Annotated in this window: 16 protein-coding genes and 1 pseudogene; 8 read left to right on the top strand and 9 right to left on the bottom strand. The window is 67.0% G+C overall.

What is annotated here, in order from left to right; all coding sequences use genetic code 11:
* From A3CW_RS0106485 to A3CW_RS0106465, 5 genes and pseudogenes are all read right to left on the bottom strand, one after another.
* A pseudogene (locus A3CW_RS0106485) lies at nt 1-303 on the bottom strand (sulfonate ABC transporter permease); the annotation flags it as partial.
* Nucleotides 304-509: 206 nt separating this feature from the next.
* Entirely contained in the window at nt 510-680 is a 171-nt protein-coding gene (locus A3CW_RS52255; protein WP_154677869.1) for a hypothetical protein, read from the bottom strand.
* Nucleotides 681-1,565: 885 nt separating this feature from the next.
* Nucleotides 1,566-2,027, bottom strand: a complete 462-nt coding sequence (locus A3CW_RS0106475) for a hypothetical protein (RefSeq protein WP_028202826.1) — start codon at nt 2,025-2,027, stop codon at nt 1,566-1,568.
* Between the two features lie 147 nt (nt 2,028-2,174).
* On the bottom strand, nt 2,175-2,639 hold the full coding sequence (locus tag A3CW_RS0106470) for a zinc-finger-containing protein (protein ID WP_028202825.1): 465 nt from the start codon (nt 2,637-2,639) through the stop codon (nt 2,175-2,177).
* A gap of 160 nt (nt 2,640-2,799) precedes the next feature.
* Nucleotides 2,800-4,068: an MFS transporter gene (locus tag A3CW_RS0106465; RefSeq protein WP_028202824.1), complete on the bottom strand. Its 1,269-nt coding sequence runs from the start codon at nt 4,066-4,068 to the stop codon at nt 2,800-2,802.
* A 192-nt stretch (nt 4,069-4,260) separates the two neighbouring features.
* Here A3CW_RS0106465 and A3CW_RS45495 point away from each other — a divergent pair, with 192 nt between their 5' ends.
* Together A3CW_RS45495 and A3CW_RS0106455 are read left to right on the top strand one after the other, a co-directional pair.
* On the top strand, nt 4,261-4,890 hold the full coding sequence (locus tag A3CW_RS45495; protein ID WP_051481270.1) for a hypothetical protein: 630 nt from the start codon (nt 4,261-4,263) through the stop codon (nt 4,888-4,890).
* 165 nt (nt 4,891-5,055) lie between these two features.
* Nucleotides 5,056-6,375, top strand: coding sequence for a DUF2325 domain-containing protein (locus A3CW_RS0106455; RefSeq protein ID WP_028202823.1), 1,320 nt, complete (start codon nt 5,056-5,058; stop codon nt 6,373-6,375).
* A 47-nt stretch (nt 6,376-6,422) separates the two neighbouring features.
* Here the strand turns inward: A3CW_RS0106455 and A3CW_RS0106450 are convergent, their stop codons facing one another.
* From A3CW_RS0106450 to A3CW_RS0106440, 3 genes are read right to left on the bottom strand one after another with little or no spacing between them, the layout of a single operon-like run.
* Nucleotides 6,423-6,836: a winged helix-turn-helix domain-containing protein gene (locus tag A3CW_RS0106450; RefSeq protein WP_407669709.1), complete on the bottom strand. Its 414-nt coding sequence runs from the start codon at nt 6,834-6,836 to the stop codon at nt 6,423-6,425.
* Nucleotides 6,837-6,885: 49 nt separating this feature from the next.
* Complete coding sequence (locus tag A3CW_RS45490; protein WP_051481269.1) at nt 6,886-7,494, bottom strand: nitrogen fixation protein NifQ; 609 nt, start codon at nt 7,492-7,494, stop codon at nt 6,886-6,888.
* 25 nt (nt 7,495-7,519) lie between these two features.
* A complete protein-coding gene (locus A3CW_RS0106440; RefSeq protein WP_028202821.1) occupies nt 7,520-7,948 on the bottom strand; it encodes a TOBE domain-containing protein in 429 nt (142 codons plus the stop codon).
* 175 nt (nt 7,949-8,123) lie between these two features.
* Here A3CW_RS0106440 and A3CW_RS0106435 point away from each other — a divergent pair, with 175 nt between their 5' ends.
* A complete protein-coding gene (locus tag A3CW_RS0106435) occupies nt 8,124-9,017 on the top strand; it encodes an extracellular solute-binding protein (protein WP_028202820.1) in 894 nt (297 codons plus the stop codon).
* The gene (locus A3CW_RS45485; RefSeq protein WP_051481268.1) at nt 9,014-10,882 is read left to right on the top strand and encodes an ABC transporter ATP-binding protein/permease; all 1,869 of its coding nucleotides are present in this window, start codon (nt 9,014-9,016) and stop codon (nt 10,880-10,882) included. The genes A3CW_RS0106435 and A3CW_RS45485 overlap by 4 nt, the downstream gene beginning before the upstream one ends.
* Nucleotides 10,883-11,295: 413 nt before the next feature.
* Here the strand turns inward: A3CW_RS45485 and A3CW_RS0106425 are convergent, their stop codons facing one another.
* Nucleotides 11,296-12,318: a hypothetical protein gene (locus tag A3CW_RS0106425; RefSeq protein WP_028202819.1), complete on the bottom strand. Its 1,023-nt coding sequence runs from the start codon at nt 12,316-12,318 to the stop codon at nt 11,296-11,298.
* A gap of 742 nt (nt 12,319-13,060) precedes the next feature.
* Between A3CW_RS0106425 and A3CW_RS0106420 the strand changes: the two genes are divergently transcribed.
* The 4 genes from A3CW_RS0106420 to A3CW_RS45480 all read left to right on the top strand — a co-directional run bounded on the left by A3CW_RS0106420 (nt 13,061) and on the right by A3CW_RS45480 (nt 17,953).
* Nucleotides 13,061-14,473, top strand: coding sequence for a DUF2957 domain-containing protein (locus tag A3CW_RS0106420; RefSeq protein WP_051481267.1), 1,413 nt, complete (start codon nt 13,061-13,063; stop codon nt 14,471-14,473).
* A gap of 105 nt (nt 14,474-14,578) precedes the next feature.
* Nucleotides 14,579-15,844: a DUF2957 domain-containing protein gene (locus tag A3CW_RS0106415; protein ID WP_028202817.1), complete on the top strand. Its 1,266-nt coding sequence runs from the start codon at nt 14,579-14,581 to the stop codon at nt 15,842-15,844.
* A gap of 206 nt (nt 15,845-16,050) precedes the next feature.
* A complete protein-coding gene (locus A3CW_RS0106410; RefSeq protein WP_028202816.1) occupies nt 16,051-16,875 on the top strand; it encodes an OmpW/AlkL family protein in 825 nt (274 codons plus the stop codon).
* A gap of 133 nt (nt 16,876-17,008) precedes the next feature.
* On the top strand, nt 17,009-17,953 hold the full coding sequence (locus tag A3CW_RS45480; protein WP_081771539.1) for a MerR family transcriptional regulator: 945 nt from the start codon (nt 17,009-17,011) through the stop codon (nt 17,951-17,953).
* The last annotated feature ends 195 nt before the right edge of the window (nt 17,954-18,148 follow it).

Genomic DNA, 18,148 nt, shown 5'->3' with positions numbered 1-18,148 from the left:
CTGGCCCGCGCGGCGGCTCTTCGCCGCGAGCGTGCCGTACACGAGCGTGAAGATCAGCGAAGCGACCATCGCCGCGAGCATGCGCAGCGTGGTGCGCATNGCGTACTCGGGCAGGTTCGCGGGATCGAGCGAGATGACCTGGGTCTTGAGCGTGGCGATGGGCGCCATGGTCTCGTGAAAGCCCACGGCCGCCATCGCGATCAGGCCGATCATCAGCGGGAACGCCACGAAGTCCCAGCGGTTCGGCAGCACGCGCCACGCCGAGGCGTTGGCCGTGCGGTTCAGGTTGAAGCTGAACTCCATTAGCGGCCTCCGTTAGCGAGTACAGGCGTGGGCACGAGCACGCCGCCGCAGGCGCGCGCTGCTCGGCGGGTCGTTCGCAATGTGTGGTTGAACTGGTTCATGTCGAAGCACCGGCGATTGGTTATTGCGCGAATCCCTCGCGCGGCGCGTACGGCCGACCCGGCCGGTTGGGCACACGCGCGGGGATCCGTTACAGCTTGTCTGATTCAGACCCGAAACACGCGCGCTCGCAGGTCTCGCCAGCGCGCGGCGAGTCGCGATTTCCGGCAGGGCGGCGGGGCGCTCGCGCGCTCACGCGCGCCGAGCACATCGGGATGGAGGGTGTCCTGCGTTTGTTGCAGTTGCGACAGATGCGGCAAAAGAAGGCCGAAGTTCATACTGGTTCTCCTGGCGTCGCGGGGGGACGCGTTGGGGAGGAAAGCCAGCAGACCCGGCAGCGCGCTTTGTTCAGCGCGCGGCGGCTCGCGTCTGCCCGCTTTCCTCAGTGCAATTCAAAAGGAAGCGGCATAACGGATAACTGTCACTGTCAGACATCGGAACTCCTTATCGTCACGGCGGCTGACCCCAGGGCTTGCATCGAGCCGGTGGCTCGAACGCGAAGCGGCTTCAAGGGCCTCGAGGCGCGCATGTGTCGATCCGCGCGTCGCGCTCGGGGCGCAACGAACGAACCGTGCCGCAAGCGCGCATCGATCAGGGCGGGCTTACGGCGCGATGTCGGCCATCCGCGGCGCTCGATACGGTCAAGGCGCTGCGGCGTCGGTCGACGCTATTCAAGAGTGCACGAGGATTTACTGCTGGACGCGCACCATCTGCCTGGCTGGCAAGACGGCGGCTGAAAGAAAGGGAGCGCGGACGTCCTGCCGGTCAGGCAGCGAAACTGTTCGAAGATCGACAACTGCTACTGTCCAAGGCGTCAGCCCCTTTTGTTAAGACGGGCGAATTTTAGGCGCGCCACCTGTCCGAAGTCAACACGATTCGCGTCCCGCGTCAAATCTCGTGCCAATGTCGCCACAGCGCCCGCCGGTGGCCCGCGTCGGGCTCGCCCCAGGTTCGCGCCAGCGCATCCCAGGCTCGACCGGAGCGGCCACGCATTTTTTGGGGATGCATCGCCGGCAACCGTCCGTCCATCGCCCTCGATCCGGCTCGTCTCGCAAAGAGGGATCGTTCACTTCACCCTACTGCCGGCTATCCACTGCCGCTGCGCGACGACGACTATCGAACCTGGCCGCAAGGCGTGTACCCGGCGTGCCCCATCCCTCGCATCACGCGCTCTTGCGCAAGGCCTGCTGGCTGGTTTCGCCGGCGCCCATGCGCTCGAGCCGCTCGCTTGCCTCGGTCAGCGCCCACAGCGGCGCGCTTTGCAACTGCCGGTCGTAGACATTCACGAGCTGCGCAACCGCCTCGAAGCCCGCTTCGTCCAGCTGCCAGCCGCCGCCCGTGTTGCCGCGCTCGAAGCAGGCGATTAGCGCGGCATCGGCCGCCCGCACCTGTTCCGGCTCGAGCACGCCATATCCGGCCTCCGCAATCGATTGCGCGAGCACGTGAGCATGGAGCAAGGCGCGTGCGTCGTCGCCGGTGCCGCCGCGGCGCAGCGCGGCGAGCCCGAGATGCACCTGCAGCGCAAGCTCGTTGGCGACCGCGCGCGGGATCGGCAGCAGCATCGACTTGCTGCGTCGGGGGCGACCGGCTTGCGAGCGCTGCGGAAAAGGGATGGTCCTGGCCATGGAAGGGCACGTAAGAGTCTGTTCCGTGCAATAACGGCACGGCGCGCCGAAGGTTAAGCGCCGACCCTCAAATCGAATGTAACGATCAGTGACAGACATGCGCCGCGCATCGCCTGAGGGGCGGGAAACCGGTCGGCCGTGGCCGGCTCAGCGCGGTTCGCGCTCGCCTCCGCCCTCTGCGCGCCGCGCAGCCATGAACGCCTCGATGTGGGCGATGGCCTGCTCGCACTGCTCGAGGCTCAGGAGGTGGATCGACGGATTGGCCAGGTCGAAGCCCAGTTCCTCGCCCAGCCAGCGGATGGCCTTGCCGCGCGCCTCGAAGGCGTTGACTTTGTCGCGCCGCATCTTCGCGGCCACCAGCGGTTCGAGCGCGTCGTGCAGGCGGCTCTTGGCGTCGCGCAGGGCGGCGTTGGCAAGCCGGCCGAGCGGCACGTTGCGCGTGCTGCGCGCGGGCACGCCGATCCAGGCCTCACAGGGCGTACAGACCCAGAGCGGGCCGTGATCGTCGCGATACGGGTAGGCCTCGTCGGCGAAGCGCGCGAGCACCGCTTTCGCGCCGCAGTAGTCGCACAGCGGCTGCGGCAGCGCCTTGACGGGGCGGCCTACGCGCATGCGGCGCTCCTTGGGGCGATGGTCGATGGATGCATGACTTGACGGTTGGATGAGAAAAACGGCGGTCCGCTGCTGCGAGCGGGCCCTGGAGAAAGGATAACGGCAAACCCCGGCGCGCGGCACCGGCGGCACGGGGCGCCGCAGGCGGCCGCGCGCGCGATCAGTTCGCGCTCGCGGTGGCGTGCGCCTCTTCGCGCTCGAGCGAGCGGGTGTCGCGCAGGGCGGGAAAGAGCCGCATCCACAGCAGCGCGACGCAGATCGTCGCCACGCCGCCCACGAGCACGGCGCGCTGCGCGCCCCACCAGCCAGCCGTGAGCCCCGATTCGAACTCGCCAAGCTGGTTCGACGTGCCAATGAAAAGCGAATTCACCGCGCTCACGCGGCCGAGCTTCTCGTCAGGCGTGCGCAGCTGCACGAGCGACGTGCGCACGACCACGCTCACCACGTCCGAAGCGCCCAGCACCGCCAGCGCCATCAGCGACACGACGATGTTGTGCGACAGCCCGAACGCGATCGTCGCGCAGCCGAACACGATCACGCCGCCGAACATCGCGAGACCCGGGCGGCGCCGCAGCGGAAAGTGCGCGAGCCAGACCGAGCCCGCCAGCGCGCCCGCGGCCGTCGCCGAGCGCAGGAGACCGAGCGCGACGGGCCCGGCGTGCAGGATGTCGCGGGCGAACACGGGCAAGAGCGCCGTCGCGCCGCCGAACAGCACCGCGAACAGATCGAGCGACAGCGCACCGAGAATGACGGGCTGCGAACGGATGAACGCGATGCCCGAGAACACCGATTCGAGCGTGACGGGCGCACGCGCGGGCGGTTTGACGCGCAGCGGGATCGTGCCCGAGAGCGTGGCCGCCGCCGCGAACGCGAGCGAGCAGGCCGCGTAGGCCGGCGTCGCGCCGATGCCGTACAGCAGGCCGCCCAGCGCCGGGCCGACGATGTTCGCAGTCTGGTTCGCCGAGGTCGACCACGCGGTCGCATTCGGCAGCTGCGAGCGCGGCACGACGCCCGGCAGCAAGGACGAAATGGCGGGCGACTCGAACGCGCGCGCCGCGCCCACGCACGCGGCGAGCGCGTAGATGAGCGGCGCGCTCAGCCAGCCGCCGACCGTGCCCGCCGCGAAGGTCAGCGCGGCGGCGCATTCGATGAGCTGGCAGACGGATGCGATGCGTCTGCGGTCGTACCGGTCCGCCACGTGGCCGACGACGAGCGTGAGGCAGAACATCGGCAGGAACTGCGCGAGGCCGACGAGACCGAGCGCGAACGCGCTATGCGTGAGCGCGTAGATGTGCCAGCCCATGGCGACGGCGAGCATCTGGAACGCGAGCGACGACAGCACGCGGGCGCCATAGAAGCGCTGGAAACCGCGATTGCGCGAAAGACTGGGCGGGTCGTCGGACGCCGCCTCCGGAGAAGGTGTGGTCATTGAACAGCGGGAGAAAGCGAAAAATCGGGTGCGCGCGCAACCAGGCACAAGCGAGGCGCAAAGCGGCAATTTTAGTTCATGCGGCGTGGCGCCACAGGAACACGAGGGACCGTGCGATTCATGCGTTCGCTCTCTGAGTCGTTATATCCTATAGAATACATCGAACGATCATCCAGCAGACGGAGGCAGGAATTGGCGAGTAGTCGGCGCCTCGTAAGCGCAACATCGGCAACGCCGATACCGCGGGCGCGTCGCGCACCCGCGCGGGCCGGCGCGGACGGCTTCGCGGCCACGATCACGACGCTGCGTCCCGCGTCCGGGTACGAGCGCGCGGAGCTGATCCGCGATGTGATCGACGCGTTCCGGCGGCTGCGCAACAGCATCGAGCGCTTCGAGCGCATGCTCGCGCGTGGCGAAGGCGCTGCCAGTGGCGGTGGCATCGGCGGCGCGCAAGCGGCGCCAGCCGGGGCGTCGCTGCAGCCACTCCTCGTCGCGCTCTCGCGGCGCATCGATCTGGCCCGCTTCGCCCGCCAGCGCGAACTCAAGCGCGCCATTCGCGACGCACGCCGCCTCGACAAGACGCGCGATGCACTTTTCAGCGACGCGTTCTGTCTCGATACCGAAGCGCTGCGCCGCACCGTGGCCGACCTGGAGCGGCTCGATGCGGCCTTCGTCGGGCTCGGCGTCGAGCATGTGCTCGCGCAGCACGCGAAGGCGGCCGAAGCGTATTGCGAAGCGCATACGTCCGGGGCGGCCGCGGGCCGCTCAGTGGCCAAAGCCGTCGCCGTCGCGACGACGCTCGTGCGCGAACCCGCCGCCTGAACCGCGTTCCTGACCGTCATCCGGCCTTCGTTATATTCCATGGTATATTGCGCTGTCGGCGCGCGGCCGGCCGGGGCGCCTAGCCGGGGGCGCCCAGCCGGTCGAGGCAAAGTCGCCGCACGCGCCCATGCACAGCCCGCGTTCCGCAGTGGACCAGAGGTCACCATGCACGCACCGCCGTTCCGCCTCGCCCGCACGCCGGGCAGCACATCCGCCGAAGAGACCCCGCTGCGCGGCCTGGCGAGCGCAGGCTGCTGCGGCCCTTCGCAAGCCGAACTCGCCCGCGCGCGGCAGCGCACGCGCCTCGTCGAACTCGACGCCCATCTGCATTGCTCCATCATCGGCACGTGCCTGAGCACGCACGAGCTGCGCAAGCTCGTCCCGAAATTCACCCGGCTCGACGCCCAGCGCGCGAGCGATCTCGAGATTCACCACGCCGCGGTCGAGCTGGCGATAGAAGGCGGCGCGGGCGGCAAGGCACTGCAAAAGGCCCTCGACACGCGCTATGCAGGCGCGGTACGCCGTTTCGCCAGCGCGCGCGACACCCAAGCCCTGCTCGCACTCTGGAACGAATCGCTCGCGAACGGCGACATACCGCCCGCGTACTGGGCGGTGATGACGCATCCGGCCACGACGATGGAAGTGCGCCAGGCCGCGTTCGGCGAGCTGCACATGCTCTCGCACCTGGTTGGCGCGGCCAATCGCGCCGACTTGCGCCGCCTCGTGGCGCTGGAAGCGGAAAACGCCGAACTCCAGGCCAAAATCGAGCGCCAGCAGGCGCGCCTGCACGAGATGAGCCGAGAGCGCGACGCCGCGCGCAACGCCCTCGATGCACAATCCGCGCAGCTGGCGGCGCAGCGCGAGACAACGCCGCAGCACGCGCAGCTCGAAGCGCTGCAGGAAGCGCTAGCGGCGCGCGACGCGCGGGTCGCGCTGCACACGAGCCGCCGCGAAATCGCCGAGCAGCGCGCGAACGCCGATGCCGCCGCGCTCCGCACGCTGCGCGCGCAGCTCGACGAAGCCCACGCGCTGATCGACGCCTTGCGCGCCGAAGTCCACGCGATGGAGCAGACCACACAAGCGCACGAAGACCCGCAGACCCAACGCGCGCTTCCGGAGGATGCGCTCAAGGGGCGCCGGATCGTCTACGTGGGTGGCAGGCCGGGTTCGAATCACGCGCTCAGGCGCTGGGTGGAATCGGCAGGAGGCGAGCTGATCGTGCACGACGGCGGCGTGGAGGATCGCAAGGGCCTGCTCGCCGCAGCGCTCGCCAACGCGGATCTCGCGGTGTTTCCCGTGGACTGCATCGGCCACGATTCGATGAGCACGCTCAAGCGCGTGTGCGAACGCCACCAGGTCACGTGGCACCCATTGCGCACGGCGAGTCTTGCCAGCTTCGTCGAGCTGATGATGCGGCTACATGCGAACGCGACGCCCACGCTCGCCGCGGTGCCCGTCTCGCGTTTCTGCTTGCGCCACGGCTAGGCGCCTGGCGTTGGCGGCACTGCGCCGCCGCGTCACGTCACATCGCGTCAGGCCTTCACGAGTTTGACGAGCGCTTCGATCTCGGCCTCGCAGACCGCTGCGGCACGCGCCTCGATGCCGCGATACAGGCGAACGATCTCTTCGCCCACGGGCGTGAGCATGCTGCCGCCGCCGCTCTGCCCGCCATGCTCCGAAACCGTGGCCGGCGACTCCAGCGCGCGGTTGAGTTCATCCATCAGCAGCCACGCGCGGCGGTACGACATGTTCATGCTGCGCGCCGCAGCCGAGATCGAGCCATGTTCGCGAACGGCTTCGAGCAGCGACACCTTGCCTGGCCCGAGCGCGATCGTGCCGTCCTGAATGATGCGCATGCGAAAACGCACCTCGGGTTGGGCCGGTTTCTGCGCCTGTGCGGGCGCGGGAGCGTCTGCGTGCGTTTGATCGCTGGGGGACTTGGTCATGCGCGCAAGCATACACGATGCGTGCCGCGCGCCGTTCCCCTCTGGATGGCTAATGACCAGCAGGAAAACAGAAGCCGAAGTCCTCGCAGCCGGGGCAACCGGGTGCCGGGCCCGGCGTGGCGCCCGATGCCAGCGCGAGCTCGCGCGCCAGCAGCTTCTTCCAGCGCAAGCCTTCCACGTTGCGCGCCACGACCTCAGGGAAAAAGCGCTCCAGCATGCGTGTCACGTCATCGCGGCCACGCAGGCCGAGATCGCGCCACAAATGATCGGGTCGCAGGCACGCGTGGGCAATGATCGCGGCGAGGCAACGCACGTCGTCGGGGTCGGCTTGCGGCGCGGCAAGCGCAACGAGAAAGGCCTGCATTGTCGTAGCGAATGCAGCATGCGACGCATCCGCCATGACGTGCGTGTGCGGCGCTTCACTCGTCACCGCACACACGAAATGCCGCGCCCCGAGCGAGTCGATCTGCGCGCGCGTTAAACCGAGCAACGGCAATTCGCCGCGCACCTCGCGCGCCGCGACGAGCCGCGCGAAGAGCCAGGCGTCGGGCGTGCGCGGCGCCTCTGGCGCCCCCGTCAGGGCGTCGCAGCGCGCGGCGGCCAGCGCATCGACATCGCGCGGCGGCGGCGTGGCGGGGTCCTGACTGCCCTGCGTCATTGCATTCACGTGCGTTCGCAGCGCATCAACCGTCTACGCCGACGATCACGCTCGATGCCTTGAAGAGCGCTGCAGCCTGCTTGCCTGCCGCGAGGCCGAGACGATCGACGCTGTCGTTCGTCACGATGGCCGCGATCTGCGCGCCGCCCGGGGCCGCGAGCACGACTTCCGCATTCACCGCGCCCTTCGTGACCGACGAAACCGTGCCCGCCACGACGTTGCGCGTGGACACCTTGCTCGTGTCGCCGTCGACCATGAGGATCACCGACGATGCCTTCACGAGCGCGAAGGCCGGCTTGCCAGCGGCGAGACCCAGCGATGCGGCGCTGCCATGCGTGATGATCGCGACGATCTCGAGGCCGCCGTCGGCGCGCAGTATGACTTCGTCGTTGACAGCGCCGGCCTTGACCGCGCTGATCTGGCCGGAGAAATGGTTACGGGCGCTGGTACGCATGAGGGCCTCCACAATTGAACAGGACAATGAACCGGGAAAAGAACTGGCCCCCCAGTTTAGCCGTGTCAGTGTGACGCGCACAGGCATGGATTGCCAAAATAGCGAATTGGGCAAGCACATCAATACAGCAGTCCATCGTAATATATGGGCCTTTATAACGAACGGGGTGTCGAACATGTTTATCCGCAAGCTGGTGGCTTCAGTCGTCGTGATGAGCGGTGTAATGGGCGCGATGGGTGCAAGCGCCAACGCATTCGCCGACGAATCCGATGTCAACGTGCTCTATGCAGGCTCGCTCGTGAACCTCATGGAGAAGAGCGTGGGCCCCGCGTTCGAAAAGGAAACCGGCCTGCATTTCAAGGGCTATGCAGCCGGCTCGAACAAGATCGCCAATGAGATAAAGGGCAAGCTGCGCCGTGGCGATGTGTTCATCAGCGCGAGCCCGAAGGTCAACGCGAGCCTCATGGGCGAGGCCAACGGCAATCACGTTACGTGGTACGTGAATTTTGCCGAATCGCCGCTCCTGATCGGCTACAACCCGAAGAGCCGTTTCGCCAACGACTTCAAGACGAAGAAGTGGGATCAGGTGCTGCAGGAACCGGGCATCCGCCTTGGCCGCACCGATCCGAAGCTCGACCCGAAGGGCGCCTTCACCGTCGAGCTCATGACGAAGGCCGCGCAGGCGTACAACCAGCCTGAACTCGTGCAGAAAACACTTGGCGCACCGGAAAATCCCGAGCAGGTGCTGCCGGAAGAAACGCTCGTTGGCCGTCTGCAGTCGGGTCAGCTCGACGCGGGCTTCTTCTACTCGACCGAAACGTCCGACCTGAAGATTCCGGCGATCCACCCCGCGCCCGAACTGAAGATCAAGGCGAACTACACGCTCACGATTCTCAACGACGCACCCAACAGCGCCGGCGCCGCGCGCTTCGTGAACTTCCTGCTCTCGGCGGAAGGCCGCAAGCTGCTCGCCGAGCATGGCGTGGATGTGACGAAGCCTGCCGTCAACGGCCAGACCCAGGCGATCCCGCCGTCGGTGCAAGCCGTGATCGACGCCGCACAGCAATGACACAAGCCGCGCAGCGTGCGGAGCAGGTTGCCGTGAAGCGCTCCCAGCCGCTCTGGTGGCTCGGCGCGCTGCTCGCGGTCTATCTGTGCGCGCCGTTCGTTGCGAGCATTCCGCAGATCGGGCAGGCGGACTGGGCCGGCGTCGACTGGCACGCCACCTGGTCGGCGGTGGGCGTCTCGGTCGCGAGCGCGAGCGTGGCCGCGCTCCTTATCCTGCTGGGCGGCGTGCCGCTAGGCTACTGGCTCGCGCGTTCGCGCGCGCGCGGCATCGCCCTGCTCGGCTTCGTCGTGCAGTTGCCGCTCGCGCTGCCGCCGCTCACGAGCGGCATCCTGCTGCTGTTTCTCATCGGGCCGTATAGCGGCATCGGCCAGCTCTTCGGCGGCTCGCTCACCGACTCCTTCACGGGCATCGTGCTGGCCGAGACCTTCGTGGCCGCGCCCTTCCTGATCGTCGCGGCGCGCTCGGCGTTCAGCGCCGTCGATCCCGTGTACGACGACGTCGCCGCCACGCTCGGCCATCACGCTGCCAGCCGCTTCTTTCGCGTCACGCTGCCCATTGCGTGGCCCGCCATCCGTGCGGGGCTCGCGCTCGCCTGGCTGCGCGCGTTCGGCGAATTCGGCGCGACCGTGATGGTCGCGTATCACCCGTATTCGCTGCCTGTGTATACCTACGTCGTGTTCGGCGGCCAGGGCCTGCCCGCGATGATGCCGCTCCTGCTGCCCACGCTCGGCATTGCAATCATCTGCGCGGTGCTCTCCGTCTATAGCCGCAGCGCACGCTCGACGCTGGCGGTGAACCTGGACAACGGCGACGAGCTCACCAGTATTACGCCGGCCGCCACCGCGGCCGAAAATGCCGGCCTGCGTCTTGCCTTCGCGGTGCGCCGGCGGCTCGGCGCGTTCACGCTCGATGTCGCGTGGCAGCCGCAAACGCGCCGGCTCGCGATCATCGGCCCTTCGGGCTCGGGCAAGTCGCTCGCGCTGCGCATCATCGCCGGGCTCGACCGCAACGACGCGGGCTCTGTCACGCTCGGGGCGACCGACCTCGGCGCGCTGCCGCCCGAGCGCCGCCAGATCGGCTACATGCCGCAGGATTACGGGCTCTTCCCGCACATGACGGTGGCGCAGCAGCTCGCGTTTCCCGTCGATGCAGACGCTGCCAGCGCACGCTACTGGCTCGCGCACCTCGGCCTCGACACGCTCACCGAGCGCCTGCCTCGCCAGCTCTCGTTCGGCCAGCGGCAGCGCGTGGCGCTCGCGCGCGCGCTCACGCGGCACACGCAACTGCTGCTGTTCGACGAACCGTTCGCCGCGCTCGACACGCCGCGGCGCCGCCTTCTGCAGCAGTCGTTGCGGGCGCTGCAACGCGAGGTAGGCGCGGTGACGGTGATCGTCACGCACGACCCCGACGAAGCGGCGCTGCTCGCCGACGAAGTGCTCGTGATCGAACAGGGAAGCGTGCTGCAGACGGGCGCCGTGGCCGACGTGTTCCAGCGGCCCGCCACGCTGCGCGTGGCCGAACTGCTCGGCCTGCACAACGTCGGCGAGGGGATCGTGCGTGCTGGCGGCGCAATCGAAACGCCGACGGGACTGCGCCTGCCCTGCGCCGATACCTCGCTCGCGGTGGGCTCGCGCGTGATGTGGCGGGTCTCGCCGCGCGCGCTCGTCGCGACGCAGGAAGGCGCGTGGCAGGGGCGCGTTGCGGGCACGTCGCTGCGTCACGGCGACCGCTACGTTACCGTCGAGATCGCCGGAGAAACCTTCGATATCGCCGCAGAAGATGCGCCGGCATCGCATGCCGGCGCGCTGCGCTTCTCGATCGATGCGAACGGCGTGCTCGCCTGGCCGGCGTCGCAGGGCGCCTGACTCACGAGTCCTGAAAACGCTCACCTTTGGCGCCGAGATACCTGCACCGATGCCGCGCCCGTTGACGAAAAAGCCCCTGTAAAAGGGGCTTTTTGCATAAGCGGTTAGCGATTCGGTGCGCAAATTCGCACCGTTGCTCACGGTTCCCGAAAACGCTCACCTCTCGGCTTCTCACGCTCGAGCGCGCAAGGTTTCGACTGCTAACACCTGGTAGTCGGCAATATTCGCATCCCTTAACCTGGGACTACCAGGAAAATCTTGCGCGGCAGAACCAGGTTCTCCTGTCCATCGGGATCACGAAACTTCCGCAGTCGATCACGTGCGACGGTGATTTCGGCACGCTTCGTCAACGAACCGTCGCATTGCCTGCACACGGCTCCCGGATCTTCTCACCTATGACCGCGACGCCGCGCTCAGATCATGAAGCGGCTGTCTTCCACGAGCACGCGCGGCAACGGTTGAAGGTCGGTGCGCGCGAAGCGCACCAGAGAGAAGGCGCGCAAACCTTGCGGGCTCGACGGCAGCCGCGCGAGCGGAAACATGATCGAGGCGCTGTTGCCCGGGCCGCCGTTCGCGAGCAGGACATTCATCGGACTCAGGCAGATCTCGCGCATTTCGACGTTCGTGTATTGCGCGGGATTTGCGAGCACCCTGCAAATCACCGTGAGCTGGTGTTCGAGCGCTTCGCTCTTGAGGCCGAGCGCGGCGATCTCGCTCTCGTTCTGCGCAATCTGCGCCTCGACCTTCGCCACTTCGGCGACGTTCTGCACGGCGTGCTCACCCAGCATGCGTTGCGTCCCCGCGCCGTGACGCGTGAGCAGTTGCAGGCGCGTTCTGAGCAGCGCGCGCTCCTGTTCCAGCATGTCGCGGCGCGACTCGTCAGCGCCGATCTGCTCGAGGCCTTCCAGTGCGATCTGCTCGACCACGCGCTGTACGATCTGCTCGCGAAGATCGCTTTCGGTTTCGCCGCACACGCGCACCTGATGATCGTCGAAGCTCAACGTCGTCTGCATGACATCGGTGTGCACCTCGTCGCCATGCTGCTCGGCACCGAAGGCGCGCCGCTCGTTCAGGGCCATGCCGAGCACCGCGTAAGTCTCGCGCGCAAGCGGATGACTCTCGAACCAGGCATGCAGTTCGGGCGAGCGGCTCAGTACATGGCCGACCTCGTCGGGCGCGGCAAAAAACGCGTGAATATAGGGGTCGCTCGACCACGTCGCGGCGCTCGCTTCGCGCGCGGGCGGCATGCGGTCCACCACGTCGCGCACGTACGCGACCGATTGCGCGAGCGCGGGCGCAAGCCGCTCTCGCCACTCGGGCACGAGCTTGAGCGTAGGGCTGAGCACGAGCAGACGCGCGATCAGCGTCTGGATTTGCGGCGATTCCGGCGCCTGCTTCGCGCGGGCGCGCGGCCAAAGCCAGTCCAGGATACCCATGGATAACTCCGTTGCAGACCGCTCGAACGCGGCGGCGGTGAGGCGCAGGGCGCACAACGAGGCCTCTTGTCGCGAATGACTATACCGCGAATCACGGCCCGGCCGCGGCGACGCTGCCGCGGCGCAGCAACGCCTCGCGTTGCGCACATGTTCCCGGAAACACTCACCTTTGGGTAGCGTAACGCGCGCCACGTAGACCTGAACCTGGCCGCCGATGTGCGTAACAGTGCGACGAAAAACCGCGCGGCGCACACTTCAGTGAACTGATGCTCCCGCACACGCTCACCTTTGGTTTTCTTTGCGATGCCCACCGTGTTACGCATGTTTGTGCAGTGCTTCGCCCCGGCCATTCCCGTAAGTACTCACCGCCCAGCATTGCGGCGCATTGCCTTCTCCCGAATATCCTCACCATCGGACAGTACGTTAACTCATCTGCAATCCGAACTAACTGATCAGCTAACTCGATTCCATCGCCGGCTTTCCCCTGCCTTTCAGCGACCGTCGCGCACGCAACGAATCGCGATGACATGTCAACGAGGCGTTTTCAGGCACGCCAATTGCGCAGGGGCGCGCGGCGCGTGCACGGCGGCCTCGGGAAAAACCCCGCTTGCTGCGTGCGCAAACCGCGAAGCATCAGGCAGAAGCGACCTCGTCTCACGTTTTAGACGGTTCGTTCAATTGACAGTGGTCAATGTCATGATCCAATCTTCTGCGCATAAATACGACACAGGGAGGCAGAAAAATGTTGGAGAGCATTGTCCGCAGCAGCTTGATGCTGACCGCGGCCGCGACCCCTTTGCTGGTCGCCTGCGGCGGAGGTACCGCCAGTAATCCGGCACCCATCACCCCGGCGCAATGCTCGGGTTCGTCATGCGCGAACCAGGGCCCGCCCAGCAGCGCACCTACGGCCACGGCGCTGTGTCCCGCCGCCGCGGACATCGCGGCGAACACGTATCTGGGCGGTGCAGGCAGTGGCGAGGTCGTGAGCCTGAACATCGACCCGACGAAGATGACGTACACGCTCACGTTCCTCACCTCGCCCATTCCCGTGGCCGCGAGTTCGGTACAAAACACGCGTGCGGGCCTCACCGTCACGGGTGCCGTGCAGCATCCGCCCGCGGGCTCGCTGCCAACCGCCGCGCAAATCACGTGTGCGTTCCAGCTTCAGGCGGGCACGGGCACGATCAACGGCAGCACCTACACCACGGCGTACAACGCGAACAATCCGCCCACGATCTATGTTGGCTTTGGCGTGGCGGGCGGCGGCATTCCTGGCGCGACCGTGAACATCGACGGCGACACCACCGCGAATCTGCTCTTCAGCGGCGTCGCGCCACGCACATTCGACTTCTATCCGTTCATCGGCTTTTCGTCGGTGAGCACGAGCCTCGCCGATCTCAAGGGCTCGTATAACGCGCTGCTCTATCACATCCTGCCTTCCAGCAGTTTTGCGCCGGCGGCAAAGGTGACGCAGGAGCAGTACGACGCCAGCGGCAATTGCAGCGTGCCCAGCGGCGCGACCAACACGAGCTGCGCAACCGCTGCGAATGCCTGGACGGCAAGCACGAGCGGCAGCTATTTCGACAGCGCCGACGCACCGCAGATCGAGGCGCCCACACCATTGCCGTTCCCCTTGAGCCTCGGCAACAACGTCATCGTCAGTCGCCAGGGCGGCGCCGGGCACCTCATCCTCGGCAAGCTCAACGGGGCCATCGTGCCCGTGGTCGTGCGCACCGGCTACGTGAACGAAACCATCAGCCTGAGCAACCAGATCGCCGTGGACGACGAGTCCGGCATCGCCCTGCTCGCACCCGCCACGACGCTCACGTCGGGCGCGTTCGACGGCAGCTACATCGGCGCGGACTCGAACTTCGCCTACACGGCAACGCTCATCAACGGCCAGCAGGCCGGCTTCCTCAAGCCCTCGACGATGACGACCCAGAGCCAGTTCACGCTCGACTATACGCAGACACACCCCGGCCTGATCGGCGTGACCGATACCCAGGGCAAGGCGGGCAATCTGATTGCGGTGGGCGGCCTTTACGGCATCTTCATCGACGGCGAGGAAAACGGCGGCGTCACGGCCAGTTCGGCGAACAGCGCCACGCCCAATCAGCCTTACTTCGGTGTCGGTGCACTGATCCAGCCACAGTAGTCCATCAGGCGGTCACGGCAGTCCGATCTGTCGCGACCGCCTTAATTTCGCACTACGAATGACTGGCAGGCGCTCTCGCCAACAACAAGACTCTGGAGACGCGGTATGAAATGGAAATTTTTCGCGGCGCTCTCGCTTGCCGCACCGATGATCGCAGCGCTCAGCGCATGCGGTGGCGGCAACGGCAGCAGCAGTAGCCCGCCGCTCGTGGAAGCAGCGCTTTGCCCCACCTCGCTCGACTACAACACGGTGTACACCGGCGGCGGCGGCGACGGCGAACTCGTCAAGCTGCAGCTCGACACGGCCAAAATGACCTGGCAGATCACCTATGTCGAGTCGCCGATCCCGCAGACCACCGGCACTGTGACGCCCACGCGCAAAGGCCAGGTCGCCGCCGGCACGCTGACGGCGGAAACCGGTCTCCCCACGGCGAAGCTCAACCAGTGCGCGTTCCGCCTGAATGGCGCGAGTCTCGATCCCAACCGCCCGGCGCGCGTATTCATTGGCGAAGGGGTGGCGGGCGGCACGATTCCGGGCGCCGAGATCGCCTACAAGGGCTCGGGCGGGATTGGCGTCGTGCCGGACACGACGTTCCCGTACTACCCGTTCATCGGCTTCTCCGCGATCGAAACGAAACTCGCGAACGTCGCCGGCACGTACAGCCAGCTCGGCTATCACCAGGTGCCTTCGCAGAATTTCCAGCCCGCTGCGGTCGACGCGAAGATCACGATCAACGCCGACGGCACCTGGGCCGAATGCGACAACACGGGCGTGAACGCCGGCAAATGCCAGCAGCCCGGCACCAACTTCGCACAGTCGGCCGATGGCAGCGGCGCGTTCGAAACCGATCACTTCCAGGGGCAGGTCAAGCCGACGCTCGTCACCACGGAGCCGGCCGGCAAGGGCTTCATGATCGTCGGCAAGCTGCGCGGCCAGCTCGTGCCCGTGCTCGTGCGCGCCGGCGTGGCGTATCCGCAGGTCGGCGTCGATCCGCAAAGCGGCGCCACGGGCCCGGTGGCCGACGACGAATCGGGCATCTCGGTGCTCGCGCCGCAAACGGCCATCGCGCAGGGCTCGCAGAACGGCGAATACATCGGCGTGGACAGCCAGTTCGACTATCGCACACTCGCGCTTGAGGGCACGCAGGCCACGCTGCTCGATCCGTTCAACGCCTCGCAGGCCGCGCTCGCCACGGCGCTCGACCTGGACTTCACCCAGACCGTACCGGGCACGGTGACGACCACGCACGTGGGCGCCTCCACTGGCACGACACCCACCGGCAAGATGATCTTCACGGGCGGCGTGTTCGGCTACCTCGACATGACGACGCCATCGGACCCGTACTTCACGGCTGGCGCGTTCGTTCAGTGAGGATCACGAAGCGAATCATCGAACAATAACCGGCGCGGCGAACCGCGCCATTCACGAGGTGGCCACTCCCGGCCGTCGCGCAACGCGGCGGCGGCCGGGCCACAAAGGCACGCGCAGCAAAGGCGAACGACGCATGCGGGGTATCCCGAAGCATGCATCGCGCCGCCGCGCGCGGGTAAGGCACACCCGCTCCTGGGAGGGACATCATGAGACGCATTGCAGTGGCGGCGCTGACCGCCGGGCTGACGGCGAGCGCGTACGCGCAGCACGCCGGCGACAACGTCGTCGCACTCGGCTGGTTTCACGTCACGACGCAGAATTCGAGCACGCCGCTCACCACGGACGTCGCGCCCGTGCCGATCAACACGCCGCTGCGGCTGCCCAGCTCGTTCACTTCGGCGGGCACGGGGCTTTCGGCGTCGAACGCGGATACGGTCGGCCTCGTCATCAGCCACTTCTTCACGGACCATATCGCGCTCACCACGGTGGCGGGCGTGCCGCCCACCTTCAAGCTCTATGGTCACGGCACCATCAAGCCGCCAGGCCCGGCGGGCGCGCTTGGCAGCCAGAATCTCAGCGACCCGGCGACGAACCCCGTTGTCGGCAGCGTGCGCCAATGGAGCCCGGCGCTGATCTTCCAGTACTACTTTCGCGACGCCGATGCGAAATTCCGCCCGTTCCTCGGCATCGGCGTGTCGTACAACTGGTTCTCGGATATCCAGCTCAACCCGAACTTCGTGAAAGCCACCCAGGACGATCTCGGCTCCGTGCTCGCGGCGGGCGCGGGCAAGCCGGGGCAAACGCAGATCAGCGCGAAGGCGTCGTCGTCGTGGTCGCCGGTTTTCAATCTCGGGGCCACCTACAACGTCACGAAGCATCTGGGGATCGTTGCGTCGGTCACCTATATTCCACTGAAGACGACGTCATCGGTGATCGTCAAGGCTGCGGACGGCAGCGAGCTCGGCGTGAGCCGGGCCGACCTCAAGGCCGATCCGATCATCTCGTTCCTTGCGCTCTCCTACCGCTTCTAAGGGCGCGCCGTGCCGGCGCAACGGCGAGGCGGCGCACGCGCGTAAGGGCGAGAAAGGCCACGGCGAGGCACGGACCTGAGCGGGTACCCAGACGCGCTCGCGTGGGCCCGGCCGCTCGCGCTAAAATCGCGGCATGCCGAAAACGCCCAAAGCCCCCGTGACCGATACCGCGCCCGAGCGCGTCACCGACAGCGAATACACCGTCGACGAACTCGCGCGCGTCGCGGGCACGACGGTACGCAACGTGCGCGCCTATCAGGATCGCGACCTGCTCATGCCGCCCGAGAAGCGCGGGCGCGTAGGCATTTACAACGACTCGCACGTTGCGCGGCTCAAGCTCATTCACCATCTGCTCGCGCGCGGCTACACGCTCGCCAACATTCAGGATCTCATCCTGGCGATCGACGACGGCGGCGACCTGCGCTCGATCCTCGGCCTGGAGAATGCGATCGGCGGTCCCTGGTCGCACGCGCGGCCGAAAACGTATTCGCTGCCGCAGCTCATCAAGCTGTTCGGGCCGCAAGCGCCGAGCAGCCTTGCGCGTCTCGCGGACCTCGGGCTGCTCGAACGCCAGGGGCTCTCCTTCGTCTCGCGCAATCCGGGCATGCTCGACGCGGCGGCCGCGACCGTGCGCGAGGGCATTCCCGCGCGCGAGCTGCTCGACGTGCTCGAAGAAACGCGTCCGCATTTCGACGCCATCGCGCGCGTGCTGGTGGAAATGGTCGTGCGCCATCTGGACCGCTACGATCAGGGCGCGCTGCCGCCGGCCACGGACATGCCCGCGCTCGTCGACGCGATCTGGCGGCTGCGGCCGCTTTCCACAGTGTTCGTCGAGCACGAGATCCTGCGCGCGCTCGAAGCGCAGTCGAGCGACTACCTGGGCGGCCGGGTCGCGACGATCCTCGACAAGACGCTCGGCCGCGAGCGCGCAAGCGAAGCCGCGCCTTCGGCCGCTTCAGTGCCTGGCGTCGCGAAGAAGCGCGCGCCCAAATCCGCGCCTCGCAAGAGCGCCGCACGCGCGCCGGCTGCAGCAAAACCCGCTCGCCCCGCGAAGAAAACCGCGCTCAAGAAGCGTTAAACGCGCACGCCCTCCCTGCTGGTTTCTGCTTTGCCGAACGCGTGAAAGGCCCCGTCAGGCGGCCTTTCGCGTGCTCGCGCCCCCTTGCGTCCCTACGGTTGTTCATGTGTTAGAGCGCTGAATCTAGCCCCTTGCGCATCGGCGCCGATCGCACTATGTTTACATTCATCAATGTCACAGTCATAGATGGATCGA

Origin of the sequence: Paraburkholderia nodosa DSM 21604, from assembly GCF_000519185.1 — a bacterium.
In the GTDB taxonomy this organism is placed as follows: domain Bacteria; phylum Pseudomonadota; class Gammaproteobacteria; order Burkholderiales; family Burkholderiaceae; genus Paraburkholderia; species Paraburkholderia nodosa.
The sequence above is the reverse complement of the archived record's forward strand: the minus strand, read 5'-3'. Positions and strand labels throughout refer to the sequence as shown.